Annotated in this window: 37 protein-coding genes, 1 tRNA gene and 6 pseudogenes; 17 read left to right on the top strand and 27 right to left on the bottom strand. The window is 46.4% G+C overall.

Annotation, left to right across the window (positions count from 1 at the left end):
* Positions 1-38: 38 nt before the first annotated feature.
* Complete coding sequence (locus JCM14467_RS10395) at positions 39-368, bottom strand: hypothetical protein (protein ID WP_054850072.1); 330 nt, start codon at positions 366-368, stop codon at positions 39-41.
* 39 nt (positions 369-407) lie between these two features.
* Entirely contained in the window at positions 408-1,592 is a 1,185-nt protein-coding gene (locus JCM14467_RS10390; RefSeq protein ID WP_054850071.1) for a DUF1512 domain-containing protein, read from the bottom strand.
* A 74-nt stretch (positions 1,593-1,666) separates the two neighbouring features.
* On the opposite strand from JCM14467_RS10390, the gene JCM14467_RS10385 reads away from it, so the two are divergent.
* Both JCM14467_RS10385 and JCM14467_RS10380 read left to right on the top strand, forming a co-directional pair.
* The gene (locus JCM14467_RS10385; protein ID WP_054850070.1) at positions 1,667-2,728 is read left to right on the top strand and encodes a TIGR04084 family radical SAM/SPASM domain-containing protein; all 1,062 of its coding nucleotides are present in this window, start codon (positions 1,667-1,669) and stop codon (positions 2,726-2,728) included.
* A gap of 51 nt (positions 2,729-2,779) precedes the next feature.
* A tRNA-Arg gene (locus JCM14467_RS10380) sits at positions 2,780-2,856 on the top strand.
* 508 nt (positions 2,857-3,364) lie between these two features.
* Here the strand turns inward: JCM14467_RS10380 and JCM14467_RS10370 are convergent.
* Together JCM14467_RS10370 and JCM14467_RS10365 are read right to left on the bottom strand one after the other, a co-directional pair.
* Complete coding sequence (locus JCM14467_RS10370) at positions 3,365-3,556, bottom strand: chromatin protein Cren7 (RefSeq protein WP_054850068.1); 192 nt, start codon at positions 3,554-3,556, stop codon at positions 3,365-3,367.
* Positions 3,557-3,789: 233 nt separating this feature from the next.
* A complete protein-coding gene (locus tag JCM14467_RS10365; protein ID WP_342765526.1) occupies positions 3,790-4,353 on the bottom strand; it encodes a 3,4-dihydroxy-2-butanone-4-phosphate synthase in 564 nt (187 codons plus the stop codon).
* 200 nt (positions 4,354-4,553) lie between these two features.
* Here JCM14467_RS10365 and JCM14467_RS10360 point away from each other — a divergent pair.
* Positions 4,554-5,240, top strand: a pseudogene (locus tag JCM14467_RS10360) (nucleotidyltransferase family protein).
* Here the strand turns inward: JCM14467_RS10360 and JCM14467_RS10355 are convergent.
* The 3 genes from JCM14467_RS10355 to JCM14467_RS17920 form a co-directional block, all read right to left on the bottom strand.
* Complete coding sequence (locus tag JCM14467_RS10355; protein WP_054850067.1) at positions 5,237-6,220, bottom strand: cyclic pyranopterin monophosphate synthase MoaC; 984 nt, start codon at positions 6,218-6,220, stop codon at positions 5,237-5,239. The pseudogene JCM14467_RS10360 and the gene JCM14467_RS10355 overlap by 4 nt on opposite strands.
* 137 nt (positions 6,221-6,357) lie before the next feature.
* A complete protein-coding gene (locus JCM14467_RS17925) occupies positions 6,358-6,645 on the bottom strand; it encodes a dTMP kinase (RefSeq protein WP_252901370.1) in 288 nt (95 codons plus the stop codon).
* Positions 6,609-6,839 (bottom strand): dTMP kinase, encoded by a 231-nt coding sequence (locus JCM14467_RS17920; protein ID WP_252901369.1) that lies wholly within the window; start codon positions 6,837-6,839, stop codon positions 6,609-6,611. Before JCM14467_RS17920 ends, JCM14467_RS17925 begins: the two co-directional genes overlap by 37 nt.
* A 67-nt stretch (positions 6,840-6,906) precedes the next feature.
* Here JCM14467_RS17920 and JCM14467_RS17915 point away from each other — a divergent pair, with 67 nt between their 5' ends.
* The 3 genes and pseudogenes from JCM14467_RS17915 (at position 6,907) to JCM14467_RS10340 (ending at position 8,499) form a co-directional block, all read left to right on the top strand.
* On the top strand, positions 6,907-7,218 hold the full coding sequence (locus JCM14467_RS17915) for a DUF3185 family protein (protein ID WP_252901368.1): 312 nt from the start codon (positions 6,907-6,909) through the stop codon (positions 7,216-7,218).
* A 13-nt stretch (positions 7,219-7,231) separates the two neighbouring features.
* Positions 7,232-7,390 carry a hypothetical protein gene (locus JCM14467_RS17910; RefSeq protein WP_252901367.1) on the top strand — a complete coding sequence of 53 codons (159 nt, stop codon included), beginning with the start codon at positions 7,232-7,234 and terminating at the stop codon, positions 7,388-7,390.
* Positions 7,391-7,437: 47 nt separating this feature from the next.
* A pseudogene (locus tag JCM14467_RS10340) lies at positions 7,438-8,499 on the top strand (inositol-3-phosphate synthase).
* 10 nt (positions 8,500-8,509) lie between these two features.
* Here JCM14467_RS10340 and JCM14467_RS20515 read toward each other — a convergent pair.
* Together JCM14467_RS20515 and JCM14467_RS10335 are read right to left on the bottom strand one after the other, a co-directional pair.
* Positions 8,510-8,686 (bottom strand): annotated as a pseudogene (locus JCM14467_RS20515) (helix-turn-helix domain-containing protein); the annotation flags it as partial.
* A gap of 14 nt (positions 8,687-8,700) precedes the next feature.
* Positions 8,701-9,225: a hypothetical protein gene (locus JCM14467_RS10335; protein ID WP_054850066.1), complete on the bottom strand. Its 525-nt coding sequence runs from the start codon at positions 9,223-9,225 to the stop codon at positions 8,701-8,703.
* A 130-nt stretch (positions 9,226-9,355) separates the two neighbouring features.
* Here JCM14467_RS10335 and JCM14467_RS17905 point away from each other — a divergent pair, with 130 nt between their 5' ends.
* The 6 genes from JCM14467_RS17905 to JCM14467_RS17885 all read left to right on the top strand — a co-directional run bounded on the left by JCM14467_RS17905 (position 9,356) and on the right by JCM14467_RS17885 (position 12,668).
* Positions 9,356-9,691 (top strand): MFS transporter, encoded by a 336-nt coding sequence (locus JCM14467_RS17905; protein ID WP_252901366.1) that lies wholly within the window; start codon positions 9,356-9,358, stop codon positions 9,689-9,691.
* A complete protein-coding gene (locus tag JCM14467_RS17900) occupies positions 9,691-10,569 on the top strand; it encodes an MFS transporter (protein WP_252901365.1) in 879 nt (292 codons plus the stop codon). Before JCM14467_RS17905 ends, JCM14467_RS17900 begins: the two co-directional genes overlap by 1 nt.
* A complete protein-coding gene (locus tag JCM14467_RS17895) occupies positions 10,545-10,718 on the top strand; it encodes a hypothetical protein (RefSeq protein WP_252901364.1) in 174 nt (57 codons plus the stop codon). The genes JCM14467_RS17900 and JCM14467_RS17895 overlap by 25 nt, the downstream gene beginning before the upstream one ends.
* Positions 10,719-10,848: 130 nt before the next feature.
* Positions 10,849-11,880, top strand: a complete 1,032-nt coding sequence (locus tag JCM14467_RS10325; RefSeq protein WP_054850128.1) for an NAD(P)-dependent alcohol dehydrogenase — start codon at positions 10,849-10,851, stop codon at positions 11,878-11,880.
* Positions 11,881-11,890: 10 nt separating this feature from the next.
* On the top strand, positions 11,891-12,361 hold the full coding sequence (locus JCM14467_RS17890) for a hypothetical protein (RefSeq protein ID WP_252901363.1): 471 nt from the start codon (positions 11,891-11,893) through the stop codon (positions 12,359-12,361).
* Positions 12,362-12,455: 94 nt separating this feature from the next.
* A complete protein-coding gene (locus JCM14467_RS17885) occupies positions 12,456-12,668 on the top strand; it encodes a hypothetical protein (RefSeq protein ID WP_252901362.1) in 213 nt (70 codons plus the stop codon).
* Here JCM14467_RS17885 and rhmD read toward each other — a convergent pair.
* The 8 genes and pseudogenes from rhmD to JCM14467_RS20495 all read right to left on the bottom strand — a co-directional run bounded on the left by rhmD (position 12,661) and on the right by JCM14467_RS20495 (position 18,642).
* Positions 12,661-13,836 (bottom strand): annotated as a pseudogene (gene rhmD / locus JCM14467_RS10315) (L-rhamnonate dehydratase). The gene JCM14467_RS17885 and the pseudogene rhmD overlap by 8 nt on opposite strands.
* A gap of 52 nt (positions 13,837-13,888) precedes the next feature.
* Complete coding sequence (locus JCM14467_RS10310; RefSeq protein ID WP_252901358.1) at positions 13,889-14,818, bottom strand: zinc-dependent alcohol dehydrogenase; 930 nt, start codon at positions 14,816-14,818, stop codon at positions 13,889-13,891.
* Positions 14,819-14,979: 161 nt separating this feature from the next.
* On the bottom strand, positions 14,980-15,744 hold the full coding sequence (locus JCM14467_RS10305) for an ATPase domain-containing protein (RefSeq protein ID WP_054850065.1): 765 nt from the start codon (positions 15,742-15,744) through the stop codon (positions 14,980-14,982).
* A 77-nt stretch (positions 15,745-15,821) separates the two neighbouring features.
* Positions 15,822-16,767 (bottom strand): annotated as a pseudogene (locus tag JCM14467_RS10300) (2-oxoacid:ferredoxin oxidoreductase subunit beta).
* Entirely contained in the window at positions 16,757-17,197 is a 441-nt protein-coding gene (locus JCM14467_RS20510; RefSeq protein ID WP_252901357.1) for a transketolase C-terminal domain-containing protein, read from the bottom strand. Before JCM14467_RS20510 ends, JCM14467_RS10300 begins: the two are co-directional and overlap by 11 nt.
* Complete coding sequence (locus JCM14467_RS20505) at positions 17,194-18,015, bottom strand: hypothetical protein (RefSeq protein ID WP_252901356.1); 822 nt, start codon at positions 18,013-18,015, stop codon at positions 17,194-17,196. The genes JCM14467_RS20510 and JCM14467_RS20505 overlap by 4 nt, the downstream gene beginning before the upstream one ends.
* An 80-nt stretch (positions 18,016-18,095) precedes the next feature.
* Positions 18,096-18,320 (bottom strand): hypothetical protein, encoded by a 225-nt coding sequence (locus JCM14467_RS20500; RefSeq protein WP_252901355.1) that lies wholly within the window; start codon positions 18,318-18,320, stop codon positions 18,096-18,098.
* A 40-nt stretch (positions 18,321-18,360) separates the two neighbouring features.
* Positions 18,361-18,642, bottom strand: a complete 282-nt coding sequence (locus tag JCM14467_RS20495) for a 2-oxoacid:acceptor oxidoreductase family protein (RefSeq protein WP_252901354.1) — start codon at positions 18,640-18,642, stop codon at positions 18,361-18,363.
* Between the two features lie 278 nt (positions 18,643-18,920).
* On the opposite strand from JCM14467_RS20495, the gene JCM14467_RS19525 reads away from it, so the two are divergent.
* Positions 18,921-19,052: a hypothetical protein gene (locus JCM14467_RS19525; protein ID WP_256359248.1), complete on the top strand. Its 132-nt coding sequence runs from the start codon at positions 18,921-18,923 to the stop codon at positions 19,050-19,052.
* Positions 19,053-19,364: 312 nt separating this feature from the next.
* On the opposite strand, the gene JCM14467_RS10290 is transcribed toward JCM14467_RS19525, so the two are convergent.
* From JCM14467_RS10290 to tsaA, 3 genes are all read right to left on the bottom strand, one after another.
* On the bottom strand, positions 19,365-19,739 hold the full coding sequence (locus tag JCM14467_RS10290) for a PaREP1 family protein (protein ID WP_252901353.1): 375 nt from the start codon (positions 19,737-19,739) through the stop codon (positions 19,365-19,367).
* Positions 19,740-19,809: 70 nt separating this feature from the next.
* A complete protein-coding gene (locus JCM14467_RS10285) occupies positions 19,810-20,163 on the bottom strand; it encodes an aspartyl protease family protein (protein ID WP_054850064.1) in 354 nt (117 codons plus the stop codon).
* A 36-nt stretch (positions 20,164-20,199) separates the two neighbouring features.
* The gene (gene tsaA / locus JCM14467_RS10280) at positions 20,200-20,712 is read right to left on the bottom strand and encodes a tRNA (N6-threonylcarbamoyladenosine(37)-N6)-methyltransferase TrmO (protein ID WP_054850063.1); all 513 of its coding nucleotides are present in this window, start codon (positions 20,710-20,712) and stop codon (positions 20,200-20,202) included.
* Positions 20,713-20,799: 87 nt separating this feature from the next.
* Between tsaA and JCM14467_RS10275 the strand changes: the two genes are divergently transcribed.
* Positions 20,800-21,309, top strand: a complete 510-nt coding sequence (locus JCM14467_RS10275; protein ID WP_054850062.1) for a PaREP1 family protein — start codon at positions 20,800-20,802, stop codon at positions 21,307-21,309.
* On the opposite strand, the gene JCM14467_RS10270 is transcribed toward JCM14467_RS10275, so the two are convergent.
* Positions 21,230-21,610: a DUF2250 domain-containing protein gene (locus tag JCM14467_RS10270; protein WP_054850061.1), complete on the bottom strand. Its 381-nt coding sequence runs from the start codon at positions 21,608-21,610 to the stop codon at positions 21,230-21,232. The genes JCM14467_RS10275 and JCM14467_RS10270 overlap by 80 nt on opposite strands.
* A 202-nt stretch (positions 21,611-21,812) precedes the next feature.
* Here JCM14467_RS10270 and JCM14467_RS10265 point away from each other — a divergent pair, with 202 nt between their 5' ends.
* Positions 21,813-22,163, top strand: coding sequence for an indolepyruvate ferredoxin oxidoreductase subunit alpha (locus JCM14467_RS10265; protein ID WP_054850060.1), 351 nt, complete (start codon positions 21,813-21,815; stop codon positions 22,161-22,163).
* Between the two features lie 82 nt (positions 22,164-22,245).
* Here the strand turns inward: JCM14467_RS10265 and JCM14467_RS10260 are convergent, their stop codons facing one another.
* On the bottom strand, positions 22,246-22,728 hold the full coding sequence (locus JCM14467_RS10260; protein ID WP_054850059.1) for a PaREP1 family protein: 483 nt from the start codon (positions 22,726-22,728) through the stop codon (positions 22,246-22,248).
* A 219-nt stretch (positions 22,729-22,947) separates the two neighbouring features.
* Between JCM14467_RS10260 and JCM14467_RS20105 the strand changes: the two are divergent.
* Together JCM14467_RS20105 and JCM14467_RS10250 are read left to right on the top strand one after the other, a co-directional pair.
* Positions 22,948-23,189, top strand: a pseudogene (locus JCM14467_RS20105) (type II toxin-antitoxin system CcdA family antitoxin).
* A complete protein-coding gene (locus JCM14467_RS10250) occupies positions 23,186-23,560 on the top strand; it encodes a type II toxin-antitoxin system VapC family toxin (RefSeq protein WP_054850058.1) in 375 nt (124 codons plus the stop codon). Before JCM14467_RS20105 ends, JCM14467_RS10250 begins: the two are co-directional and overlap by 4 nt.
* A 34-nt stretch (positions 23,561-23,594) precedes the next feature.
* On the opposite strand, the gene JCM14467_RS10245 is transcribed toward JCM14467_RS10250, so the two are convergent.
* The 5 genes from JCM14467_RS10245 to JCM14467_RS10235 all read right to left on the bottom strand — a co-directional run bounded on the left by JCM14467_RS10245 (position 23,595) and on the right by JCM14467_RS10235 (position 26,578).
* Complete coding sequence (locus tag JCM14467_RS10245; protein WP_252901351.1) at positions 23,595-24,251, bottom strand: DMT family transporter; 657 nt, start codon at positions 24,249-24,251, stop codon at positions 23,595-23,597.
* A 21-nt stretch (positions 24,252-24,272) separates the two neighbouring features.
* Entirely contained in the window at positions 24,273-24,416 is a 144-nt protein-coding gene (locus JCM14467_RS17845; RefSeq protein ID WP_252901350.1) for a hypothetical protein, read from the bottom strand.
* A 59-nt stretch (positions 24,417-24,475) separates the two neighbouring features.
* On the bottom strand, positions 24,476-24,883 hold the full coding sequence (locus JCM14467_RS17840; RefSeq protein WP_252901349.1) for a hypothetical protein: 408 nt from the start codon (positions 24,881-24,883) through the stop codon (positions 24,476-24,478).
* Positions 24,865-25,920 carry a nitrite/sulfite reductase gene (locus tag JCM14467_RS10240; protein ID WP_252901348.1) on the bottom strand — a complete coding sequence of 352 codons (1,056 nt, stop codon included), beginning with the start codon at positions 25,918-25,920 and terminating at the stop codon, positions 24,865-24,867. The genes JCM14467_RS17840 and JCM14467_RS10240 overlap by 19 nt, the downstream gene beginning before the upstream one ends.
* A 217-nt stretch (positions 25,921-26,137) precedes the next feature.
* Positions 26,138-26,578 carry a PaREP1 family protein gene (locus tag JCM14467_RS10235; RefSeq protein WP_252901347.1) on the bottom strand — a complete coding sequence of 147 codons (441 nt, stop codon included), beginning with the start codon at positions 26,576-26,578 and terminating at the stop codon, positions 26,138-26,140.
* Positions 26,579-26,767: the final 189 nt, after the last annotated feature.

The following is a 26,767-nucleotide window of genomic DNA, read 5'->3' as shown; positions in this document are numbered from 1 at the left end:
AATGCGCCACCAGTTATAAAGCTTATCTTTTATTAACTTCATGAGGATTGAGTACTGGGTCTCGACACGTATATTGCGTGGACCACTAATTTCTCGCCATCATTAGGGCATGTATCGTCAACGACCTTACCAACGTAGTCACCAAGCCTATATGGTATTGTCTTTGAATAACCACAGCGGGGGCACATTAAAACCTCAACCTCACCGCTACTGACCGACAATGGCCCCTTCGACTCCGCCTCCCTGGTCTGCGTAAATAATTCCTTAATCACCCTATAATACCTCTCATTCATTAATAACCCAATTAGTAGCGCCACTACGAAAATTACCAAACTCACCACAGTTGCATAATAATTCTCGAAACTCACCACGTAGGTATTGGCTGAGGATTTAAATAATTTACTAACTTACTGAGCAACGCCGCCCGTGTTACCAACACCAATTAGTATTGCCTCCTCACCCTCCCTAACGTACTCCCTAATAACCCTCTTAACCCTCTCCACAGTCTCATTGACCGCGCCCTCTACGTCCTTATTCATCGCAGATAAGGCCTCCGGCATACTCATCTTGATCAGTATTGCGTAGAGTGGTATTCCATACTTACTCGCTGTCCTCTCGATGTTAAACCTCTCAACACCAATGCCACCCATCGCAACGCCAACGCCCTCGGCTATTGAGCCGGTCTTCTCACCCTCAAGCTTCAGGGCTGCATCCACGGTTATTATAATCCTAGGCCTAACACCAACCCTCTCCACTAGGTATGTTATGCCATCATCTAGATTACCGACGGTGCCCCCAGGACCCTTTGCTTTAACCACGTATATCCTCCTACCCTCAAAGTCACATAGGCCTATGTATGTGTCCTTAACGTTGTGGGTTAGCTCAGTTATGTTTGTGCAGCCTCTCATGAATCTATACGCCGTTAATGGACCCGCGGCATCACCAACTGGTTGGCCCTTTAGGAATGTGGTTATTGCGCCGTTGAGTGCGTCCACGTACTCCTTAATTATTGGTAATAGCATGTATATCTGCATTACTAGGTATGGATTCTTATACTTATTACTTAGTTTGTAATAGTGCATTATTACCTTGTATATGAAGTTCAATTCCCTTAAACCATCAACGGCATCAACCACGTTCTGGATCAGGGGCCTATCAATGTTCGGTAGTAAGGCCTTTATTGAGTCTTCAAGCCTCTCGTTATACGATGTCACGAGGAGCTTAAGGGTTCTCATGAGTCCAGTGGGCTCTGTGCTTATGGGCTCTATGACCACAAACTCCATGAGGTCCTGTATGGTCTTCTCAACAACGCTCTTATTTGCTGATTGGGATGAGCCATTTGATTTGAGTAATTGATTGATATGATTAATCACTAGGTTAACATTATTCGTTATCAACCTACTCAGACTGGCTAGGAAGTTGCCAACACTGTATTGGTACCACATTATCTGTATATAGCTGCCGTAGGGTGTTAGCGATAATACAAATAACGCAACCCAAAGGGTCCACATTAATGCCCATAAAAAGGAATTACTACTCTGATTGCTCCCAGCCTGCATTAATACCTGCAGTAGTATCAGGAGTATGTTCATCAATTAACAATGATAAGTACTGGTTTTAAAACATTCTGAGTATGGGCGACTAAAAATAGTAATGGGTGTTAGGGATGCTGTGGCTGGTATTCACGACAGGTGCTTGCAACCTGAGGTGTGCCTATTGCGGAGGATCCTTTGAACCACGTGTTGTACCCTGGAGAGTGAACTACGATGTTAATAAACTGAAGCAATTAATTGAGAGGGATGGGGATGCCACGGTTATTTTCTACGGCGGTGAACCACTACTTAATCCGCGCTTCATAATGTGGGTCATGGATAACATTAGGGCGAGGAGGTTTGGAATTCAGACCAACGGCACACTCGTTAACTTACTGCCCAGGGATTACTGGAGGAGGATGGACGTGGTCCTGCTATCCATTGACGGCAGGGAGTGGGTGACCGACGCCAATAGGGGTAGGGGCGTCTATAAGGCCGTTGTTAATGCGCTTAATTACCTGAGGAGCATAGGCGTTAAGAGGATCATAGCTAGGATGACCGTTACCAAACTAACGGATATCTATGAAGACGTAACCCACCTACTCGGCCTAGGCTTTAACTATGTTCATTGGCAATTAAACGTTGTATGGACCGATAAATGGGACGTTAAGACCTGGGCAGATAGTAATTACCTACCAGGGATTAGGAAGTTGGTGAATTTATTCCTGAGGAATGCCGAGGAGGGCAGGGTATTGGGCATAGTGCCAATACTCGGCGTATTAAGTGCATACCTATTTAAGCCATACGAGGGCCCACCCTGCGGTGCCGGCTATAGATCCGTCGCCATATCCACGGACGGCAGGGTATTAGCATGCCCAATAGCCGTTAGGGAGAGGTGGGCCGTACTCGGTAACGTAAATAGCGGCTTCAAATTAATGAAGATAGAACTACCTGAACGGTGCATGAAGTGCGAATTTCGCCCATACTGCGGCGGTAGGTGCCTATACGCATTAATGGAGGGCGAGAATTACTGGGGTAAGGACGGCGTCGAGGCTGTGGATTACGTGACGAGGGAAACCATAAGGACCATACTAGTAATAGCGCCCAGAATTAAGGAACTCATCAATGAAGGTGCCATTAACAGTGAGGAGTTAATGTACGACCCAACCCTTGACTCGACTGAGGTAATACCGTGAATCCTAAGATCCACCTAAAAAAATAAAAGGGAAATATAGGGTAAAAATACCGGCCCCGTAGCTCAGCCAGGAAGAGCGGCGGCCTTCGGAGCCGTAGGTCGTGGGTTCAAATCCCACCGGGGCCGCCAAAATTACTATTAACCTTATCTAACCAAATCAATTGAGAATATTAATTATGGAGCCGCGGTCATTTCTATTATCTAGCATTACACTGCCTAGGTTATTTTTGTACTTATTTCGCGCATAGATATTGATTAACATTCATTATCTTAACGTAACCTACAGACCTTATAACCTTCATAATCCTATTCATAAGATCCCCAATTGGAATATCGCAATCCTTTAGATAGGCATACACTCTTAACTCCCCATTAATCTTGGAAGACTTAACATTATTAATCACCGCGATGCAGCAGGGAGTCCTCATCTCTTTATCCACGATGATAACGTAATCACCCTCGCAATGCCAGGATTTGAACTTAATATCAATGGGTGCTCACTTAAGCAATTGCATGGTCTTGAGCAATCCTCAACAAATACTAACCAGCAATTCATAGTCCTTATTAAGAAATTCAAGAGAAATAAAGAGAAAAAGGTAATTTGATTTTACGAGTTTGATTTAATGGCGCTAAGTGCTTAGGTTATTATGTTTCCTTGTTCGTCTACTTTGGCGATTACTTTTCTCACGGTTTTTCCGTCTGGTGTTTTGAAGAGTGCCATTACGAAGCCCTTCCTACCCTTAGGCTGAACCTTCCAAACCTTCGTAGGCCTCAACTTCCTACCCTCAACCTCATACTCCCTCTTAGCCAGATCCTCAAGCGAGACCATACCGGTCAATAAATTCGTTGATTCGGGAGTATTTAAAAACATCGCTTGGAAATGCAACGGACGAATATATCGGTCTCAATACGCTAAATCTCACATAAATCCTTTACTAATATAAAATTTTATGATAATTATGACAAGTCCTGGTTAAACAATATCAAGGCAGGATGTATATTAATAATACGTGAGTTAATACGATTATTCAATTACATAGAATACTATTTATTTATATTCACTTAAATAATACCACGCCTCCTAGCCTCACTAACTATCTCACTACCACTAATAAGCGCCGTGCCTAATTCACTGGCTATTTTGTTAACAGTATCCTTGCTTAATGCCCCACCATCATCACTAAGCATCTCAACAATCACAAGCGCCGGCGGTATTCCTGCCATCCTTGAAAGAATTAATGATAACTCAGTATGCCCAAACCTACGCCCGACCCTGCCCAATAGTATTGGTACGTGACCCGGCGCGTAAAACTCATCATAAAAGATTTTGCGGGCGTCCAACGCTCTACCCTCATTAACCATCTTAACGACATCCGCAAGCCTCGTAATCGTTAATGCTCTATCCCTATCCCTAATACCCGTTGCTGTCTTCACGTGATTAACGTATATTGAGAATGCGGGGTCATCACCATAGCCAGGCCTCTTAACGAGTCCGTTAAAGCCCACCTTACGTAGTAAATCGCTCATGAAGTCAAGGCCTAGCTGTTTACCTACTGAGTCCTCGGTTACGAAGCATATTAAGCCGCCGGCATTCTTCCTCATCCAGGCAATTGTTGATGGGGTCACGAAGTCAGCCTTATCACGGCATCAACCTCATTCTCCCTATCCTCCGAGTCATGTATGAATATTACCCTACCCTGTCTAAGCAATTCCAATGCCTTCTCGATCATATGCCCCTTAAACCCAGAGTTTAAGTTAATAAATTTAACTTTAAATTCAGGTTTATGATGTTAATACATTAATAGGCTTACTTAATCTCCCAATTAATGGTTAGGGCATTAATCCTGGCTGGAGGCTTCGGTAAGAGACTCCAACCACTAACATCGGACAGACCAAAACCACTCATTGAGGTTGGTGGTAAACCAATACTACAGTGGCAGGTTGAGTGGCTTAGTAAGCAGGGTATTAAGGACATAGTCCTAGCCGTTGGTTACCTGAGGACCAAGGTCTTCGAGGTAATGGGTGATGGGTCTAAGTTCGGAGTTAGGCTGTTTTACAGCGTTGAGGAGGAGCCCCTGGGCACGGGCGGTGCCATTAAGAATGCGATGAAGTTCCTCGAGGATGAGGTCTTCATAGTGCTCAATGGCGATATAATAACGAACCTATCTATCAAGCCGCTAATAGAGCAGTTGGGTGGTAACGTTATCTCAACAATAGCCCTAGTCCCCATGAGGAGCCCGTATGGAATTGTCCATGTTGACCATGAGGCTTCATAACGGAGTTCAGGGAGAAGCCACTACTTGATTACCTAATTAACGCAGGTGTCTACGCCTTCACAAGGGACATCTTCAAGTACCTGCGATAAGGGCGATATTGAGGTAACTGCATTCCCCAAGTTAGCGAATGAGAGGAGGATTAGGGGCGTTATTTATAGGGATGTTTATTGGAAGTCCGTGGATACGGTTAAGGATGTTGAGGAGGTTGAGAAGGTGATCGCCGAGGTCTATGCCTAAACCGCAGGTGTCTTAAGTGCCTTCAATACCTTAATCTCCCTAATCATGGTGTATGGGTATTGACCTCTCTCATCCTTTTCATACTTCTTAACCATATCCCAAACAGTCAATAAGCCAACACCGACTGCGAACACAGTCTCCATCGCCGAGCCCGTGTTTGACACGTTGCGTGTATCCACGGAGATCTCGACTCCATCCTCAACAACCTTGACATCAGCATTGACGTAGGTTATGTAGTTGAGGTGTACGAGGGGTAGCACCTCCCAGGTCTTCTTGGTTGCCATTATGGAGGCTGCCTTGGCGACGGTGATTACGTCGCCCTTCTCAACCTTACCCTGCCTAATCAGCTCAATAGTGCCCTCCCTAAGCCTTATGAAGCCCTTAGCCGATGCCTCGCCGTAGTACGTGGGTTCCGTGGTCACGTCAAACATGGTAACCACCGGAGCACCGCCCGTGTTATCCTCGAAATCGCTCAACGACAGACTCACCCCATCCTCAGACTTAACCTTACTAACAACCCTAATGTCGAGCATACCATCGACACGGCTAGAGCCGCAGGTCTGTACCTGCTTACCCATGAAGTTCGTAACCCACTCAGGCGTGCACGTCCTACTACAGCCCTTAATCGTATTCCACGCCGCTAGCAATCCAGTGAATAGACCGAAGAGGGCGTCCATCTCGACCCCGGTCTGCGCCTTTGTCCTAGCCAGCACCGCCATCCTAATTCCATCCTTCTCATAGCGCACCCTGGCCTCTATATAGGTTATTGGGACCGGATGGAGTAGTGGTATGTACTTCCAGGCGGTCTTTGTGGCGTTGATGGCAGTTACCTTGGCTATGGCTGCGGCATTACCAAGACCACTAACCCCAACTTTCATCAACTCACTCATTGTGTCCTCATCGACCTTTAAAAAGCCCGTCGCCACAGCCTCCCTATAGACTGGCTCCTTAGTCGTTATGTCAATCATCTTAACAGACATAACGGGATTAGAATAATTTACGCCTATTTAAGCTACCCTCCTCAATGCATTAATTATTAATCCATAAACATCACCAACGACGAGCTCCAAATCCCTATCGGCATTAACAACCGGGTAATTATACATTGACGCACGCCTTAGGAGTATCTCCCTAACCTAACGAGGAACTCCCTATCAACCTCAAAGACCTCAAGCACACGCCTACTACTTAACCTATTAATCACAGTATCAACCGGCGCATCGAGGATTATGGTTAGGTCGGGCATGGGCACGAACTTGTGAAGCTCCATCAACCATTCCTGGGGCAAACTCATCGCGCCCTGGTAAGCCAGCGTGGACTCCATGTAACGCTCAGTAATTACCACGTAACCAATATCAAGCATGGGCTTCACCTCGCCATAATAATGCTGAACCCTATCAGCCACGAAGAGCAGGGCGTAAATGGATGGATGAGCACGTTTGAGCCAGGCTTGAGGAGCCAATCCCTAATTAACCTGCCAATTGGTGATTGACTGGGCTCTGCGGTGACGTGCACCTTATACCCACTATCCTCCAGTCTCCTCCTCAGCATGGATATTACCGTCGACTTACCAACGCCATCTATGCCCTCGATAGCCACGAACATAATGAACCCTAAACCATTAGAGTGAGAATTACTTAAATAATTCATTCAAGCATTGAAATCAATGAGGAGGGGATTATTGATAGTAGGTGGCGTACTGATAGTTCTCGGGATTGCAATATTTCTCATAGGTATATACTTAAGCTCAAGCATTACCAGTAGCGTGGCGTCACTAGTGACTGGGGTGCGTAATGAATCAATGATCGCACCAGGCTCATCAATAATGGTAAGTATACCCAATACAAGTGTTGCCGTGATGGTGATTTATAATGATACCTTGGGAAAGCCCCTGCAGGTGGTATCCAGCCCAGGTCAACTGAAGACTAAGGGTATTGAGGAGCAGTACGTTGTGGTTTACATACGAAACGGGTCCTAGTAAATTATTGCTAATGAATAATTATAGTGAGAATGTGGTTGTTTATTACACGTATGGAACCATTAACGTAGGCTCATTACTCCCCTTAGTGTTATCCACACTCGTTAGTATTGGCCTCGTAATAGTCGGTATAATACTCCTGATATTGGGCGCGGTGTTGAGGGGTAGGTAAATTGATTGAAGGAAACCTTTATTAATAGCTGTTAATATTAGGTGGCAATGAAGTCGAGCATTAACGTGGCAATAGCCGGCGTGGGCAATACAGCGTCGGCCTTCATCCAGGGGCTCAAGTACTGCGAGGTCGAGCCAGAGCGTGGGCCTTGCCTTCCAGCATGTTGGGCCGTACGAGCCAAGAGATATAAGGGTCGTCGCAGCCTTCGACGTTGACTCACGCAAGGTTGGTAAGGACCTTGGTGAGGCGATATTCACTGAGCCGAATAACGCACTTAGGGTTGTTGATGTTGGTAAGTTGGGCGTAATCGTTAGGGCTGGACCACTACTTGATGGTGTCGCTGAGCAGTTGAGGAATACCTTCATACCGGTCGTGGAAGGCTCCGTCGAGGATGTTGTTAGGGAGTTGGAGAGCACTAATGCACACATACTCATTAACTACCTACCAACAGGAGCCCAAAGGGCCAGTGAGGCATATGCCGAGGCAGCCCTGAGGAGTGGCACCGCATTTGTCAATGCAATGCCTTCGGTAATAGCTACCTCGAAGGAGTGGCAGGAAAGGTTCGAGAGGGCTAAACTACCGCTTGCTGGGGATGATGTTCAGAACCAGCTTGGGGCCACTGTACTCCATAAGACGATAATTAGGCTACTGGCACTGAGGGGTGTTAGGATCGAGGGTACGTACCAACTAAACGTTGGTGGTACACCGGACTTCCTAAACCTAATGTACAGGAAGGGGCAGAAGGAGAGGACTAAGACGGAGGCTGTGAAGAGGATGGCTGAGGGCGAGGACTTCGATGCCTACATATCGCCAGTAGCTACATTAAGTTCCTCGGCAGTAGGAAGATAGCGCACATGCTAATTGAGGCGAGGGGGTTCGCAAACGTGCCAATCAGGATAAGGGTTGACCTGGAGGTCTACGATCCGTTCAACAATGCAGGTATGATGATTGACATCGTCAGGACCGTGAAGCTGGCAATGGATAGGGAGATTGGCGGGCCACTAATTAGCCTATCGGCATGGGCTTTTAAGAACCCGCCAGTCCATGCACCACCAGACGTGGCTTATCAATGGCTCGTGGAATTCATTGAGGGTAAAAGAAATAGATAAATAATTTTGGTCAGTTCTGGTTCATACTATCCTTCCTTATTATGGTTCTAAGTATTTTGCTTAGTGATGATCGTAAATAACGATCTACCGTAGACTTCGAAAGTCCAAGCTCTCTTGATAGTTCTTCCATACTGACTGATCGTGGTATATTAAAGAATCCACGTTCAAAGGCATACCTAAGTATTTTATGCTCACTTGGGTTTAGAAAAACATCAAGTCTCGAGCATTAGCCGTTATTAAATCCTCAACCCTTAAGGCCTTAAGACTTGCATTAATGACTTTACCGTAATTAGCTATTTGCTTCAGGAATTGATCAATAGATTCACGATCAAAGGCAAGGAAACCCCAATGCTCAACACCATTGATGTAATAAGCATAAATCTCAAGAAGACCAAGTTCCTGAGCCAGGAAGCGCGTAGATAAATCAATACTACCTTTAACAATAACCTTAACATACTTAGGATAACCAGGATTTATACTCATGGAATATATAATATCAATGTTATGCCTACGTAATGAATTAAGCACATGCCTTAAATTATCCTTACGACCAATACGTAACGTTGCAATCTCAATAACCTCACCCTTAGAATAATCAAAACCAGTCTGAGTAACCCTATAGGACCAGTCAAAATCCGTAATATTTGCCGTCCAATCAACCTCATGGACATAAACCAAGTCTAATAATGTAAGATTTCTTACTCCGAAATAATTAATTACCTTCACAGTCACTTATAGTCCATGATCCTAATTATTAAGTTTTCCTTTCATTTTACATAATTATTACAGTTATTGAATCACTATGCAACTTATTGCATAGATATTTTATATTGTAAATAATCTTATTGAATGCCGTATGAGCTCGTGGGATGTAATAAGGCGTTTCGATGAGGCGAGAGTAACCCTGGCTCACTATAGATGGACTGTCTTAGCCGCAATGGGTGATTTCCTAGATGCAGGTGCAATAGTCGCTGGTGCCGTATCAACGATATACTGGGTTTCAACGTTCCACTTAACATCTCTTCTATTAGGCATTATAGCCGCGTTTAGTCCTAACGCATTCGCAGCATTTGTTGGAGCTATAATAGCTGGTCCATTAGGTGATAAATATGGTAGGAAAACGATCTACATGTATGACTTACTTGCATATTTCGTGGGCACAGTAATAATGCGGCCGCCGTTAATTATATAATGCTCCTAATAGGGTATATCATTGTTGGTATTACTGTTGGCCTTGATGTGCCCACATCATGGTCATTAATAGCGGAGTATGCGCCGAAGTATAAGAGAGGATTTTTAATGGCCTTCACTAACGTCTTTTGGTATATAGGACCTATAGTCATGCTCTTACTGGGTATAGCCTTTGAACCCTATGGTGCGTTAACCTTCAGAGTAGTGTTTGGCGTATTAGCTGCTGTGGCTATCATAACCTGGTTCCTTAGAAGAGGCTTAACAGAGTCGCCAAGGTGGGCATTAGTAGCTGGCAAAGCTACCGTAGTTCAGGAGGCGTTAAAACAACTTGCTGGTGAACAGGCAGCACCTCAAGCAAATGCTTCTCAGAGTACACAACCTCAATACAAGTATAAATGGAGTGATATCTTTAAGTATAAGAAGGGATTGGCCTTTATAATACCGATCTACATATTCTGGGGTGTACCTGCAGGAACATTTGGTTTCTTCCTGCCTTACTTCTTTAAGGATATTGGATTTACAACCACCACCATGGCTTACGTAGGCCAAATATTGTGGTTCATCACAGCAATAATAGGCGTAGTCGCTGTTTATATGCCATTATCTGATAGGCTTAATAGGAACGTAATGTATGCTGTAGCTGCCGCTATATGTGCAGCATCGTTTGCGGTACCGATATTCCTGCCATTCAGTATATTATGGGTTGCATTATTTAATGTAATAGGCTTTGGGTTCGGGCATGGTATGTGGCTTTGGCCCCAAACCAGGGTTTGGTCCACAGAGTTGTTCCCAACCGAGGTTAGGAATAGCGCTCAGGGCTTTGCGTGGTCCTGGATGAGGTTTGCCCTGGGTGTATGGAGCTTGGTAGTACCGACCTGATAGCAATAATTGGGTATAAGGCTATTGCTGCGGTTGCTACGGCATTCTTCATACTGAACATAATAATAGGCTACTTATTTGGACCCAAATCGCAGGGTAAGTCGTTAGAGGAAGTTTTGAAAGACTTCTATGGAGGTAAAGTTCCATGATTAATCCATAATATTAAAATCATTATTAAAAATTAAATATTCTTTTTACTTATCCACTTATGTTTCTTTAATAATTTATATTCAACATGTTGTAATCATGGCTTATAAATTTATTTTTAATCCCTCAACTGTGAGGAGTAGGGCATTAATACTTCGGGAGTTCGGTAAGCCATTAAGGCTGGGTTATATCGACGTGCCCGAACCTGGTGATGATGAGGCCGTGCTTATAAGGATAGTTGGTGCTGGCATGTGTAAGACAGATATAAGGCTGTGGAAGGGTGAAGAACCTAGAGAGGGATTTAGGACTCCTTTTGTTCTTGGGCATGAGAATGCAGGTGTTGTCGAAGCTGTTGGTAAGAGGGTTAAGGGGTTGAACCCTGGTGATAAAGTCCTCGTATATGCCATATGGGCTGACTTAAACTGTAAGTATTGCCGTATAGACAAGTGCATGCAGTGTAGAGGGCATGCTATTCCGGGTCAATCGTATTATTACGGTGGGTATGCCGAGTACTTATACGTGCCTAATTATAGGTACTTAGTTAAGATTGATATTGACCCTGTAGAGGCGGCGCCATTAGCTGATGCAGGGTTGACTTCATACTCTGCCGTGAAGAAGGCACTGCCTTACCTGAGGCCTGACTCATCAGTGATAGTGTATGGCGTTGGTGGATTGGCGTCTTACGCTATACAATTCTTAAGGCATTTAGCGCCTTACGTAAAGATAATAGCTGTTTCTAGAAGTGATAATAAGCTTAAGTGGGCCGTGGAGTTAGGCGCGCATTATGCTGTACACCCAAGCGAGGTTAATAAGATAATTAAAGATCTAAGTCCTGATGGGGCTTCGGTAATGCTCGATTTCGTGGGTAATGAGGAGTCAGCCAAGATGATACCTTTATTAGAGCCTAGTGGTGCGGTCGTACTTGTCGGCATGGAGGGTAAGTCATACCCAATACCCGTGTTTGAGACCACGGTCTGGCAATACGTGGTCATTGGTAGCAACTATGGCTCTATAAGTGAGATGGAGGAGATGGTGAAGTTTGTTAAGGAACATGGGATTAAATCCTATATAGAGAAGGTATCCCTTGACGAGAACGCTGTCAATAATGCCTTAAATAAGTTGGCTGAGGGTAAGGTATTAGGTAGGTTCGTAATAACACCCTAGGTGATGATGCATGGGCATTAGACACTTTTGGCTTGCCAAAGTGGGGGATCACGGTGAAGTTCCTGGGCCTGAGGTTTATTGGATGCAATGGTTTGACAAGTGGGTTAGGCTTTCATTTTACTCATTAATTATAGATACGGATGATGGGTACGTACTCGTTGGTACAGGCCTTGTTAGGGATTTAACGCTTAGGAATAAATTCCTTAGGGAGTGGGCTGGTAGTGATAGATGCCGTTTCACGGTTAATGAGGATGAGAAAATGGAGAATGTTCTTAAGAGACTTGGTTTGAAGCCTGACGATATTTCTCACGTTGTGATAACGCCTGTGCAGGACTATACCGTGGGCAACATAGACCTATTTAAGAGGGCTAAGATCTATTTCTCAAGGAGGGGTTGGTTTGAGGATGTGGTTAATCCAAGACCATCACCCTTCCTAAACAGAGATATTTACCTACAGATATGTCAGGGAGTACTTATTTGAGGAGGCTTGGAATAGGATTGCCCTTCTAAATGATGAGGACACCGTAGTTCCCGGGGTCAGGGTTAAGTGGACGGGCTGCCACCACAGGAGTTCCATGGCCATCATACTTGAGACTAAGGATGGAATCATTAGCTACACAGATGCGGCATTCACGATGAGGAATATAACCGAGAATGTGCCCATAGGCATTGCTGAGGACATTTATGAGTGCCTGAACGCCTATGAGTACTTAAGAAGCATTAGTAAATACGTAATACCTGCCTATGATCCAGAAAACCTGAATAGGTATAGACAGTGGATTATCTAATCCTAACTAATTCAAGTTTTCTATTAAGTTCAACACCAAAACCAGGCTTTCTGCTAAGCCTTATCTTTCCATTCTCCGGCACTGGCTCATCGAGTAATAATGGGCTGAATTGAGGGACTATCTCCGTGGCGTCTGGAGATACAACGAGATACTCAGCAAATGGGCTATTGACCCTAGTTATTATGAAGTGATAACCATACACGCTTGAGCCATGGGGTATCACGTAGGCGCCATATGCCTCAGCAAGGGCGGATATCTTTATCATGGGCGTTATACCACCAACCCAGGTTATGTCTGGTTGGATAACATTGACCTTACCAACCTCAAGGAGCATTCTAAATCCGTGAAGTGTTGATTCATGCTCACCGCTGGCTAGTAATGTTGGTGGCAATAGCTGGGCGAGGGCACCGTAAGACCAGTAGTCGTCTGGCATAAACGGTTCTTCAATCCAATAGAGACCATAGGGCTTCAACTCACTTACGAGCCTCATCGCGTATGGCAAGTCAAGGCTCATCCAGCAATCGTACATTAATAAGAAATCATCGCCAAGCTGTTCCCTCCACTCCTTAAATATCCTTACATTCTCCTTCAATCCCTCAATACCATCACCAGGCCCATGTTTAAGCGGTAATTTACCACCAATAAACCCCTTCTTCTTTGCCACATCAGGTCTAGGACCCGTTGCGTAGAACACGATCTCATCCCTAACAGGGCCACCAAGCAAGTCATATACCGGTAGGCCCCTAGCTTTACCCGTCAAATCCCAGAGGCAAGGTCAACAGCAGATATCGCATTCATAACAAGCCCTCTCCTGCCGTAGAATATCGTGGCCCTAAACATCTGATCCCAGGTCTTCTCTATCTCACCGACGTACTTACCAACGACGAATCTCTTTAGGTGATTCTCCACTATCCAAGCCGCGGGGTAACCACCGGTGCTTACGCCAAAACCAACCTCGCCTCTCGAATCCTCAACCTCGACAATAAGCGATCCAAGTACGTTTAAGCCCCATGATGCCCTACTAGCTGTGCTCTGGATATATGGATATCGGCGTTGCTATGTAGCCAAGTATCCAGTGATTGGCTGATTGGTCGTGATAATCAGCACCGCCACCCTTAACAACGTAGGCCCTGACATCCTTAATCTTAAAAATCTCAGTCTCACCCATACTTATTCACCTGGTGTGAGCATTATTTTGATGTATTTCGTGGATGTTCCTGCTAATTCCTCAAAGGACTCCTGACCGCGCTCGAGCGGCCTAACATCGACCCAACCTCACGTGGATCGAGAAGCCCCTGCTCCAGTAAGTTCACAGCCCTTCTAAAGTCTTCATCGGTATATGAGAAGGAGCCCTTTATCTCAATCTCATTCCTAACAATGACATTACCTGGTATTTTAACCTCATTGTCATGTAAGCCGACGAATACTACCCTACCACCTCTACGTACAGCGTTTATGGCTAATCGTCTCGTGGCTTCAGACCCTACGGCATCAATTACAACATCAACACCCTCTGGGTATAACTCCTTAATTTCTTTCAATACCTCATCACTACTCCTCTCAATGAGTCTTGTTGCTCCGAATTTACGGGCCCACTCAAGCCTATTTCTATTTATCTCAACAACGGCTAAATCCCTAATACCACTGGCTGACAGAAGCTTTATTGCAAAGGCACCAACAGGACCCGCCCCAAGAACTAGCACTGAATCACCGAGGGAAGCACCTGATAATCGAACTGCCCTTAGCGAAGTCGCCAATGGCTCTGCTAATGCGCCCCTCGCTGGATCGCTAACTGGATATAAATTATCATATGGCGCCAACACGTACTCCGCATAGGCACCTGGGTAATCAATGCCGATTATCTTCCTCTCAATGCACAGGTTCTTAAGGCCCATCTTACAATATCTACAGTGGCCACAACCAACTATTGGGTTCACGGCAAATAATTTACCAACAATATCCTTAGGAACGTTGGGACCCACATCCTCAACAACGCCAGTAAATTCATGACCCATTATTAGTGGTGGCTTACGTAACTCATTCAGCCCTAGGAAACCAGATACATCAGAGCCACATATACCGCTATACCTCACTTTAAGAAGGACCCAACCAGGGCCAGGCCTTGGCTTTTCAACCTCTCTAATTTCCACTCGTTTAATAGCTGTCCACACTAGTGCTTTCATTGCATTAAAAATCGAAAAGCAATAAATTAAATATGAATGCTTACATGTTGCATATGAAATCATCGAAGAATAAACGTAGCCAATTAAAAAGCAATATTTCCAAAAATCTTTGGTGAAAATAAATATCCTTATATCATCAATGCGTAGAATGGTATGTGGACATCCTTAAGAGGCCCTTTGACTACAATGCCGACCTTTGGCTGTATCTCGACCTCGAGTATTGTCGGTTGTACCGCCTGCCACCTCATCTTCCTAATGAATAGGTACCTCTTAAAGTCACCCTCCGTTGTCTGGGCTAGCCCCATGATAAAAACGCCGGCTGCCAGGAACTCCTCAACTCCGTACCTCGAAATCACCCTGGCCCCTGTGGGTATTTCCGTGGTTATTATTGTAGTTACACCAACCTCCCTCTCAATACCCATGACCAACGCCCTTATGTACTCCCTAAGAACCTGGACATCCTTCTCAAGCGTGACCAGTGGCGCTATTGGGTCAATCACCAGCCTCTGGGCTTCCAGGGATTTTGCGTAGTCGGCTATTGTGTAGACCAGGGACTTGGCTATGGATATTGGGTCCTTCTCCCTAATCTTCTCAATAATGTCCATCTCAGGTATGAGGACCTCCAGGTAACCCTGCTCCCTAAGCGCCTCAAGGTCCCAGCCAAACCTCCTAATGCCATTCATTAATTGGTCATAAGTCTCATCAACCGAGACGTAAATGCCAGGCTCACCATATTTGTAAATTCCATTTATCAGGAATGATAGCGAGAGTAGCGTCTTGCCAGTACCCGTCTCACCACTGATCAGGTATGTCCTACCCCTAATCAGTCCACCGCCAAGTGTCTCGTCAAGCCCTGGAATCCCAGTGGGTACTAAATCGTAGTATAATGACATTGAATCATTAACATAGCCAGTTAAATATAAAGATTGCGGACACCATTTTGAATTTAAGAAATTAAAACGGCAACTGCCTAAAACTCCATCACGTACTTCCTAAAGATCTCCTTAAACTTATCCGTAGTTATCACGGGCCTTCCACCAACCTCAATGGACTCCCTCGCCGGCGGCACCTTAAGATAACTAGGTAACCTCTGTGCATACCTATCCTCGAAGGTCGGCACGTACGGGTTGATTAAGAATATGCCTATTGGTATCCTACCATCACCCTCGTAAGACTTAGCCAATGCCTGAGCAGCCTTCTGCGGCAACTCCTCAGGACTCTTAACCACTGGGTCCCAACCTTCCTCCTGCAGGTCGTAAACCCTCTTATTGTAGTAGTCGTAGGTGTGTATGTTGTCATAAGTGACGCAGGGCTGTAGCACGTCAATGAAGGCCGAGCCTTGTGCTGAATAGCCTTCTTAATCAACTCCTTTAGGTGCTGGACCCTGGCCGCGTAGCCCCTGGCTATGAACGTGTAACCGGCGGCTATTGCGAGCCTATTGGGTTAACCGCGTCCTGTATGTTGGGCTTGGGCAGGGCCTTAGACTGCAGGTTCCTAGCCAGTGTTGGGCTTGCCTGGCCCTTGGTTAAGCCGTAGACCGTGTTGTCATGCATTATTACCACTAAATCCACATTCCTCCTGCCCAGGGCCACGAAGTGGGCAGCCCCAATACCCAGTAGGTCACCATCACCCACATTAACGACCACGGTTAAATCTGGGTTAGCCAGCTTAATGCCCTCGGCGTAGGGTAGTGCCCTGCCGTGTAACGTGTGTACTCCCGTCACGTTTATGAAGTGCGGGGTCTTCCCTGAACACCCTATTCCAGAGACCACCACCGTCTTCTCGGGCTCCAGCTGCAACTCTGCGAAGGCCTGGTACATGGCTGAGAGTATTCCGTAGTTACCGCATCCAGGGCACCAATCAACCCAGACATTGGTCTTGTAATCATTTATTGTTAGCTTTATCTTACGCTCCATAGCTCACCACCTCCCTCGTACTACCCTTCAACACATTCTTAACGGCATTAACGAGCTCGTGCACGTACATGGGCCTCCCCGTGTACTTAACAATCGACTTCCCAATCATGATCCCCGTGTTCATGGCCGCGAGCTTCGAGGCCTGGGCCATGTAGTTGTGCTCCACGGCGACGAGCTTATCGGCACCAACCTCATTGGCGATCTTAGTCAGTGAGTTTCTTGGGAATGGTATGAACATCCTAATGTGGTAATAACCAGCCCTTGTGCCCTCCTCATTCAGCTCCTCAACTGCCTTAACCGCCACGCCCTTCACGAAGCCCCAGCCAACCAATAACACGTCAGGTCTCTCTGGACCGAAGTATGAATACCTCCTCTCCTCGGGTATTTCCCTATCTATTATGTCCAATTTCCTCATCCTCTTATCCATCATCTAACCCTGTTTATTGGATCCTCATTTATGTGTCCGTACTCATCATGCTCATCGCCCGTGTACCACATCACGTAATCACCAAGGAATGCCCTTGGGGATATGGGGCTTGACAGGTCAAACCTCTTATACTCCCTGAGACCCTTGGACGCCAGCACGCCCCTGGTTATCCTTACGTTGTCCAGGTTTGGCAGTGGTATTGTGGCTATTGTGTTGGCTAGGAACTTATCGACTAGGTGTATCACCGGTACCTGGTAGGTCTCGGCATAATTAAACGCGTCAATGGCATCGTAGAACGCCTCCTCATGGTCACCAGATGCCAATACAATCCTTGGGTACTCACCGTGGGATGCAAAGACTGATGATAATAAGTCGCTCTGGCCGCCCCTGGTTGGTTGACCAGTGCTTGGGCCGCCTCTCTGGTAGTAGGTTACGACCACGGGCACCTCATTATGCCCAGCCCAGCCAAGGCCCTCAACCATTAGGTCAAAGCCTGGCCCACTAGTTGCTACGGAACTCCTGACCCCGGTCAAGGCAGCGCCTATTGCAGCGTTTATCGCGGCAAGCTCATCCTCCGTCTGGAAGACTATTATCGAACCCTCACCGCCTATTGTCTCGTACTCCTCAAGCGTGAAGCTCTCGTCGGCGGCCGGCGTTATTGGGTAGTAGGCCTGGAACCTAACCCCAGCCACGACCTTGGCCATGGCTATCGCGTCATTACCGCTGGCCACGAGCACGCTCTTAACGCCGATCCTCGGCGGATCCAGCTTTAGTTCGGTACCGAATTGGCTTCTGACCAGGTCAATGACTATATTCGCCATTGCCCTATTATGCCTGTAAACATCCTCCCTGGTAAACCTCCTCCTGAGACTATAGTCGAGGCTATCCTCGCTAATCCCCGTTATTGCGGCAACGCGCCCACGAGTATCGTGCTTATGTACCTCGATGCCTGCGATGGTACTACGCCCTCGCGCTTCTGAATCTCCATGAGCAATTCCTTAAAGCTTAGGGCAACAACACGCACATTCCTACTACCCTGCAGGTACTTAACCATGGACTTAACCGTACCATCGAGCCCAAGCTGCTTAAACTGCTCACTCAACCTCTCCCTCAACTCCCTCTCCATGCTTGGTATACTGGCGTAATTAACCGAGTCATCATCACTATTATAGATTAGGTAGCCACCATCCTAAGATCATTGAAGTGCGTGAACACAGTCTCCGCGTCCATCGCAGCCACAATGTCAACTGGATAATTGAGGTGCTTAGCAACTCCGTAGCCGACACAGTGGCGTGAACATAACTATGCCTACCCTTAATATTCGAGAAGTACTCCCTATCAGAAATAATACCATAGCCAGACCTCGCAAAGGCCCATGAGAGGATCTCGGACGTAGTCTCTAAACCACCACCCTGAGGACCGCCAATTATGTACCTCAACTCATTCATACGAATCACCCATTACATGCACCATACCTATCACGGAGTTAATCAGGGACTTGTATAAAAAGCATCCCTTAGGCACCAGTTAGAATAGGATTGTAAACTATTAATTATTTTAAATTGACATAAATAATTTAGAATATCTTACTGAGAACTCACCATTAATCACTGAATAATAACCATATATTAAGCAATTACTTATTAATAATTTATGAAATAGATCTATAAGCATTGAAAACTATCTTAATAAAAACTTAAACACCACAGAATTATTAATATAACTGATGAATGAGGGTGAGGAGGAATTCATACCGCATGGAATTCACATGTGGTTTGGCTATCTTAAGGGTCGTGTAGTCACGAAGGAGGAGGGCGCCAGATATAGCATTTTACTAAGAATTCTGAGGATCGGTTAAGGGAGACTCTCTCAACCTTCGGCTGGGTATACTGCATAGACTGTAAGCAGCCAATATTTGACTTAAATGAAGCCCTCGAGCACCTGAGGAAGGGCCACGTATTGACTAACAGGTTCATGCCTGATGAGGTTGCGCCGGAGGAGGTGCCAATGGTCAGCTAAGCATGATAATGCACCTTAAATAAAAATACTTAATTTTCAAAAATTCAAAAACTACACAGACCCACACGTATTATTAAGCTCCTGCTTAAGCGATTCATCACTCAATACCTCAGCTACACTATTAAGTAAGGCGCATATGTCCTTCACAGCCTCAGCTTGATGTGTAGATACTCATGACACCCTCAGGGTCGGCACCATTATATTGATACTGATGAAGCGCCAGGGCAATTGCCGCCTCCCTCTCAAGGCCAAGCAATTTACCTACTTCACGAATCATGGATGTCGGCATATAGGCTATCACCCTATCAATATTCTGAATCTTATCACGTAATTCCTCCCTCCTCTCACCAGCCAATGCAGCCAATAGGGATTTGAATGATTGAAAGGCCTTACCAGCGGCATTCCTCGTATAACCCTCAACCAACAGCCTAATCGCCAACCTAGCCTCAGCCAAGGCCTCAGCCCTCCTAGCCTCAACATACGCCTTAAGATCCCTCCAGGGCTTACCAACCTGCTCAGAGAGCATATTACCTAAGAATTAAAGTCAATACTAGTTAATAAAGCCTTATTACGACCCACGACAAAGGCAGGTTCTCTCAATAAAGTAGTAACCTCATCTCCCTTAACCTACCAGTCACTGGGTCAACCTCGAGCCCGAGGACCTCAAGCGTGGTTACGCCAATCAAGACCTTATCAATTATGTCAGAGACAAGCACTGGGACGACCTCACCCCTACCCTCAATCTCAACCCAGGCCCTGGACCTATCAACCTCAATAATCCCAGCCCCAGTCTCAACCCTGGACTTACCCGTGACCGCTAGACCAAGCTCATTAGCCAGCGACCGCGGTATAACCGTCAAAGTAGCCCCAGTATCGACCAGCGCCCTAACCTCAACAACCCTACTAAGGTCAACATTACCAATCCTCGCACTAACCCAAACGTGACCCATCCTGAAAAAAATAATCGATATAAGGATTAATAATCCTTAGGGTATCACGGGCACGGACATCCAGGGGGCTCTTTGATTATATCCCTTCTCCACGTAGTTTTTGAGCCACTCCTCCTCAAACTCCCTCGGGACCCTTGGCCTCTTAACTACGTCGTAGTAGTCATAGGGCTTGATATCTAGTACGGGAGTCCCTGTCCAGGCATCGAGACCCCTCAACCACAGCCTTGGCGGTTCAACCTTAACGAGCTCCAGCACTGATAAACCAATTGGGTTGGGCCTCAGTGGATATCTCGTAGCGAAAATACCAACTTCCTTATCCGTTCCCTTCAACCTAACCCTAAGCCTGACCTCCCTCTGCTCGTGGAATACGTAGATGAGTATTACGTGGGAGTACTCCTCAAGGCCCATTAATCCATCCACGTACTCATCATAGACCCTGACAACGCCGATGAAGTCATACCTAGTGGCGTACCTATCCCTCTCCGGCTCGCCGGGCCTTGGGAAGCCAACCTCGACATAACCAATGGGCTTAAGTGCGTACTCAACCATCGACTGAGTGAGGCTCGGGATTAGATAAACCCTTGCCAGTAACCATGGATAAAGCATTTATAGCCGTAAAGCGTTTTTAGGCCGTAGATGGAGGAGCCCATTGTACATCCCTGGAGGGACATTGATAAGTACGTTGAGGCTAGGACTAAGGAGGCACTCTATGAATTCGAACTGGCAGAGGAATTCCTAAAGAACGGACTGTACAGGAACGCCGCTGGCAGGGCATTCCAGGGTTGGAAGGCCGTCCTAGCAGTCTTGGCGGCCAACTCACGCAGTGAATTGGTGAGCGAGTTCAGGGGCCTTGTTAGGCTTAGGGAGAGGGTTAGGGTTGAGGCTGTTGATTACGTAATAGCCATTATGCCCACGACACGCATGAAGAAGGTGGCCACGCTCCTAAGCCGTAAATACGGCAGTGACGTGGTGCTGCTGACGGAGTTGGCACTAGACCTGCATGAATTCCAGTACAATGGGCTTGACAGGGAGGGCTTACTGAGCCGCTACATTGACCTTGACATGGTTAGGCAGGACATTGCGGCGTTGATCGAGGGTGGTAGGAGGATAATATCATCACTAGCCAATACCCAACGTACCGCTTAGGCTCCCTGGGCCCTGCCACTCCTCCTGAGCTCCTGACCAGTAACTCACCGCGCCTGGATAGCTTGTAATAAACGTGGTGCTTACGAACCTCATTACTAAGCTTGAAGCGGGCGACACTCCTCTTAAGCGTCTTACCACTCCTAACCCTCTCAATGAGTCCCATGGCCTCTAGCTTATCGAGTATTTGAAGAACCTCCTCAAGTGGTATCCCCGTGTTTATTGCTATGGACTTCCCATAATCCACATTAGCCCTCTTCAGGTGCATGAGGACAGCCAAATCCTTACTCGTAAGCCCATCCATAAGACCAACCCTAAACTATATAACGTAATTATTAAAACACTGACACTGTCAAAAACCCGGAATTAATAAGCCATATACAATAGAAATGCAACTCCTCGCAGAGGTGCCGAATAAATTATTGAGACTGCCACATGCAATTTTATGTAGGCGGTCTCAATGGGAAGGTGTATTAACATGAGGAATTAATCCCACTAAGACCTGTATGGCGCAGAGAAAGCCTGTTGAGGAATTAAGGAAGTACATAAGGGTCATTGATGACCAGGACATCTGCATTGGCTGTGGTGCCTGCGTTAGCGTGTGCCCATACCAGGCCTGGGAGCTTGATGAGAATGGTAAGGCTAGGTTAATATGGGACCTGTGTTATGATGACTTCTCCTGCATACCTGTATGCCCAGTGAACTGCATATGGAAGACCCCCGAATCCCCAGAGACAGCCCGTAAAAAAGATGGGTGGTTTAGGTTCAGCCATGAGTTGACGCCTGAGGAGCAGAAGGTGTTTGAGGAGTGGGCGCAGAAGTACGGGATAACGGGCAAGCCTGCCAAAACGTCGTAACAAGGATAATCATGGGTATCCCGCGTTAAAATTACCTATTTTCCCCTTCAATCCCATTAACAGGGCCGGGAATAGGTAAACCTCAGGTTGATGTTAGGAATTGTTGAATTGAGTTAATGAGTCTCTTAATGTCATCAATCACGAAGTCCAGGTCCGGGTACCTACTGTATACGCCGGTCTCGTCAAGTCCGTTGTACTGGAACTCGTGTAGGTTTATTGCGGTGTTCGTTAGGTCAGTGAGGGGTTTCCTGGTTAATTGCTCGAGGACCTTGGCCACGGCAAGCATGTAGCCCGTGGGCATGAAGGCGATTATGAAATCCGCAAGGCTAACCCTCCTACCATCCCTAGTCCTCCTGATGCCCCTGAACCTCTTCGCCAACTCCTCGCTGTAATTAACGGCGAGGGCTGCCAACAGGGCCTTCCAAGCCTGGAATGCCTTGCCCGCGGCATTCCTGTAGAGCCCAGCCTCGAGGAACCTAAGCGCCAACTCAGACTCATACTTAGCCTCGAGGAGTCTGTCCCTCCTATACTCCTCTGCATCCCTCCAGGGTAATTGATTAACCATACTCTTATTTAGTACTATATCGTTAAGAAGAAAATTAAGATAACTTAGCACATATTTACGATGTTTGCGGAGTACTTATTTCCGAAACAATAGGCTATGTTTATTGTAAATGCGTAGCTTAATTACTCGTTACCTTACTTCATTTAAGGCGCCATTCAATTAATTACTACCATTATAATGGAGTAATGTTTATAAGTAGGCACCTATAACATTGTAATGATGGGTGGTTGGGTTACAGTATCGACTAAGGTCAGGAGGGAGGTGCTTGAGAAGGCTAGAGCGTATGGGATTAACGTATCCGAGTTTTTACGTAATGCCTTGAGGAGGAGGTCATGCGTAGAGAGAAGGAGGAATTGATAGCATTATTTAATGAAGCATCCAAGGAACTTAGAAAAGTTAGTAAGATATATGGCGAGGATTTTGCCGCGAGAAGTATACGTGAGGATCGTGAATCGAGATGAGCCTCGTATTTGATGCAAGCGCCATTATAAGGCTAATTGAATTAGAACCTAATAAGGCATTTGATATCTTAAGGGGACAATACACCATTGACTTGGTATACTACGAGATTGGTAATTATCTGTGGAAAATTAGTAAATCATCAATAATAAACATAGAGCCGCTAATTAAGGCATTTAATGGAGCCCTTAGCTTAATGAATATCGTATCAATAGGTTTAAACAACGACGTAGTTAACTTAGCTAGAAAAATGAATATTACGTATTATGACGCAGCATACGTATACTCAGCGATGAAACTTAATACTAAATTAGTAACTGACGATAAGGAACTAATAAAAAAAGTTTCCAAATATAACAATGAACATCGGTGAATTAATTTAATAAATTATTCATAGTTCTATTAAATTAAATGAATGCTGTTACTATGGCCGTCACGATTATTAATGCGCCTATGAACTTAATGACGCTGAACCTCTCCTTACCCATTAGGCTTGACATTACCTGGGCGATTAGGGGCATAGTGCCCGTGATTATGACGGTTAGGCCAAGGCCTATTAAGTCCATTGAGAAGGCGAATAATGCGACGCCGAGTCCCAGGTCGAGCACGGCGACTACCGGTAGGTAACTGCGCATGGTTACCCTAATGGCCCTGGTTATATCGTTTCCCATGAGACGATTAATAATGAATAGCGCAACGCCGGCTGTGATAACCCTAGTGAAGGCTATGGATATTGGGTTGAGCCCGGCCATGTCGGCGACCTTAATCATTGTTTGGCCAACGGCCCAGGCGATGGCTGCGCCGAGCCCAAGGAATAGGCCCTTGAGCTCCCTCCTGGAGCTACCGCCACGGGATAGTAGGTAGACGCCCGGTATCAGTAGTATGCTCGCGAGTATCTTAGGTGTCGTTAGTGGTTCGCCGAGGAATACCGCGAATAACACAGTCAGCGGTATGTAGGTGTAAGAGACTGGGGCCGCTATCGAGACCCCCGAGTAATTTATTGAGAATAGGTACAGTGAGTCACCAACGACAAGCGAGAGCAAGCCGCTCAGGGAGCCCCACACGGCGCCATAGTTAACCTAGGACTAACGCCGGATTAGTAGTATTATTGATGCGTAGAACATCCTTAGGAAGTTAACCGTGAGTGGTTCATCCTCCTCATGAAGTCGCCATACATTATTGAAGCCCACGCCCAGATAATGGCGGTGGACAGGCAGGTAAGTCCTCAAGAATCATAAACCAGTGATAACTAGGCAGGCCTATGCCTTTAAAGCATATTCCTCCAGGCTCAGTCAGGGCCGAAGACAATGCTAATGTCCTTATCAGGCGGCTTAAATGACGGTACGTATTTGGCCAACTCATTCCTAACGGCATCAAGACCAACCCTAGTTACGAAATCCCTAACACCATGAATACCCGACTTCCTATACATATCAAGAAGCACCTGCACCGCAAGCTCCGCATCACCTGGGTCAACAGTGCCTATGACTAAGCCTAATGCCGTTGATGAACCACCCACGGTTATTAATATCCTAGTCCTGGAACCAAATGGCTCAAGACCGATGTCTGAGACCCACGTTATTGCACAGTTATGTGTACATCCGCTGACGCTGACTATGATCGGCTCATTAAGCTTGCTTAAGTGTACGTGTATCTTACGGCCAAGCCCTGTCGTGTCTATGAGCCTGGTGGGCATAGTTCATTCCCAAGGCACGCGACGGTTATTGGGCCCTCGGGATAGATAGGCCCTGGATCTCTAATCTCGTAATTACCCAATTCGGCGATCCTATCAACGTTTTCACGAATCGGTATATAGACGCTCTGGTTATTGAATAGTAGTACGTAGCCGAATCCATACTTCTCAGCCACGTCCGCCAGTTGAACCAGCTCATCGGCACTTACCCAGCCTGTTGGGTATTTAATTACGGCAATCCTCGATTTAATGAGCTTAGGGCTTAGGTCAGGCGGCTTCGGTAGTTTTGGCTTGACTTCCCTGGCTATCGCCATTACCTCCTCCTTAACCTTATCAAGCCCACGCAACTTAACAACCCACTTAAACCCCCTCCTCTCGCCCGACCTCCTGAAGACCTCGGCAACGCCAATGCATATTGGCAGTAGGTCCTCGGCATTCACGTCCGTGAATGCGAGCTTAGCACTGAAGGCGTGTTCACCAATCCCACCGCCAAGGTATACGTCGAACTTACCGTTGGGTTTAGCCACAATGCCTATGTCCTGGGCCACGGGCGCTGCGCAGGCTCTCTCGCAGGCCGATATTGATATCTTAATCCTATGCGGTAGCGATGGGTACTCATACTCACTCCTATACCTGAAGTAATCGCCTATGAAGGTCGATAGTGCCTCAGCGTTGATGTGAGCATATGGGCAGAATTGGGATGTGCATGGTATTGGGTTCCTAACAGAGTTACCGCAGGAATCCCTCGGGTCCAGACCGACCTCCCTGAGCCTAGCCACGACCTCATCGAACAACCTGAAGTCAACCTTGAAAATCTCAATGTCGCCCCTAGTCCCGAGCATTGCCCTACCATCACCGTACCTACTACTCACCTCGGCAATAACCCTCAGCTGGTTCGAGAACCACTTACTTGGGTCACGCCCAACACCCTGCCTAATCCTTATTGATACCCAGGGATTATCACCACGATTCTTATAAATACCCTCATGCCTCCTTGGGTAGACTATTTTGTAGACCTCGGAATACCTAAACGAAGACACATAACTACCTAACATTAATCATTACTTAAATATTCCCCACGAAGCGCCCTCACGATCAGCGCCTGGGCATAGTTTCGTTGTGGGTATGGCGTTCATTACTTATACTTACCAAGTAGTGGTATCAAATTCCTCAATCACCCCCTTCGCACCTCTATATCCCTAACCTGCTTAATCAGACTCGTTAATTCGCCGTACTTCTCAGGGAAGTACTGCTCTATTAGCCTTGGTATTGCCGTGACCACCTCATTAATATCCTCAATGACAGGCTCAATCCTATCATATGGCTGAAGCCAGGTTCGAACCCGTTGTATTGATATGCGTGTAGATTCAGGGCCTTGTCAACGGTATTGCCAAGGTCCACGCCAACACTCTTGAGGTAGAGAGCCAGGGTCTTCATTGAGTGTGTTGGTACCACGTGGGCCTTCTTCACGAGCCAAGCCCTCTCCTTATCATCCCTAGCTAATTGGCTTAGTTTATCGCCGTACTTAATGATTAATGCACTCATTAACGCCTTAACGGCACTAAACGCCTTACCAGCGGCATTCCTGGTAATCCCCATTTCGAATAACTCAACCGCCAGTACGCAGTCAACCACGGCCTCGTAGAGCCTAGCCATTACGTACTCATCACCAACCCTAACCAGTGGCTTCTCAATCATGACCAACTAAATGCGCTCGATAGTAATTAATAAAGATGTGCTCGGTAGGTTTACGCCTAATCAAAATCCCTACACATGCCAGCGCCCACGCAGCGCGGTGCTGAGTGGCCTTTGATTATGACCTCACGCCTGAGCAACTCCCTAAGTAGTGCCTCAACTACGGGAATCGCCCTTATCAAGCCTAGTGAC

Origin of the sequence: Vulcanisaeta sp. JCM 14467 (assembly GCF_001316245.1) — an archaeon.
Taxonomy (GTDB): domain Archaea; phylum Thermoproteota; class Thermoprotei; order Thermoproteales; family Thermocladiaceae; genus Vulcanisaeta.
The sequence above is the reverse complement of the archived record's forward strand: the minus strand, read 5'-3'. Positions and strand labels throughout refer to the sequence as shown.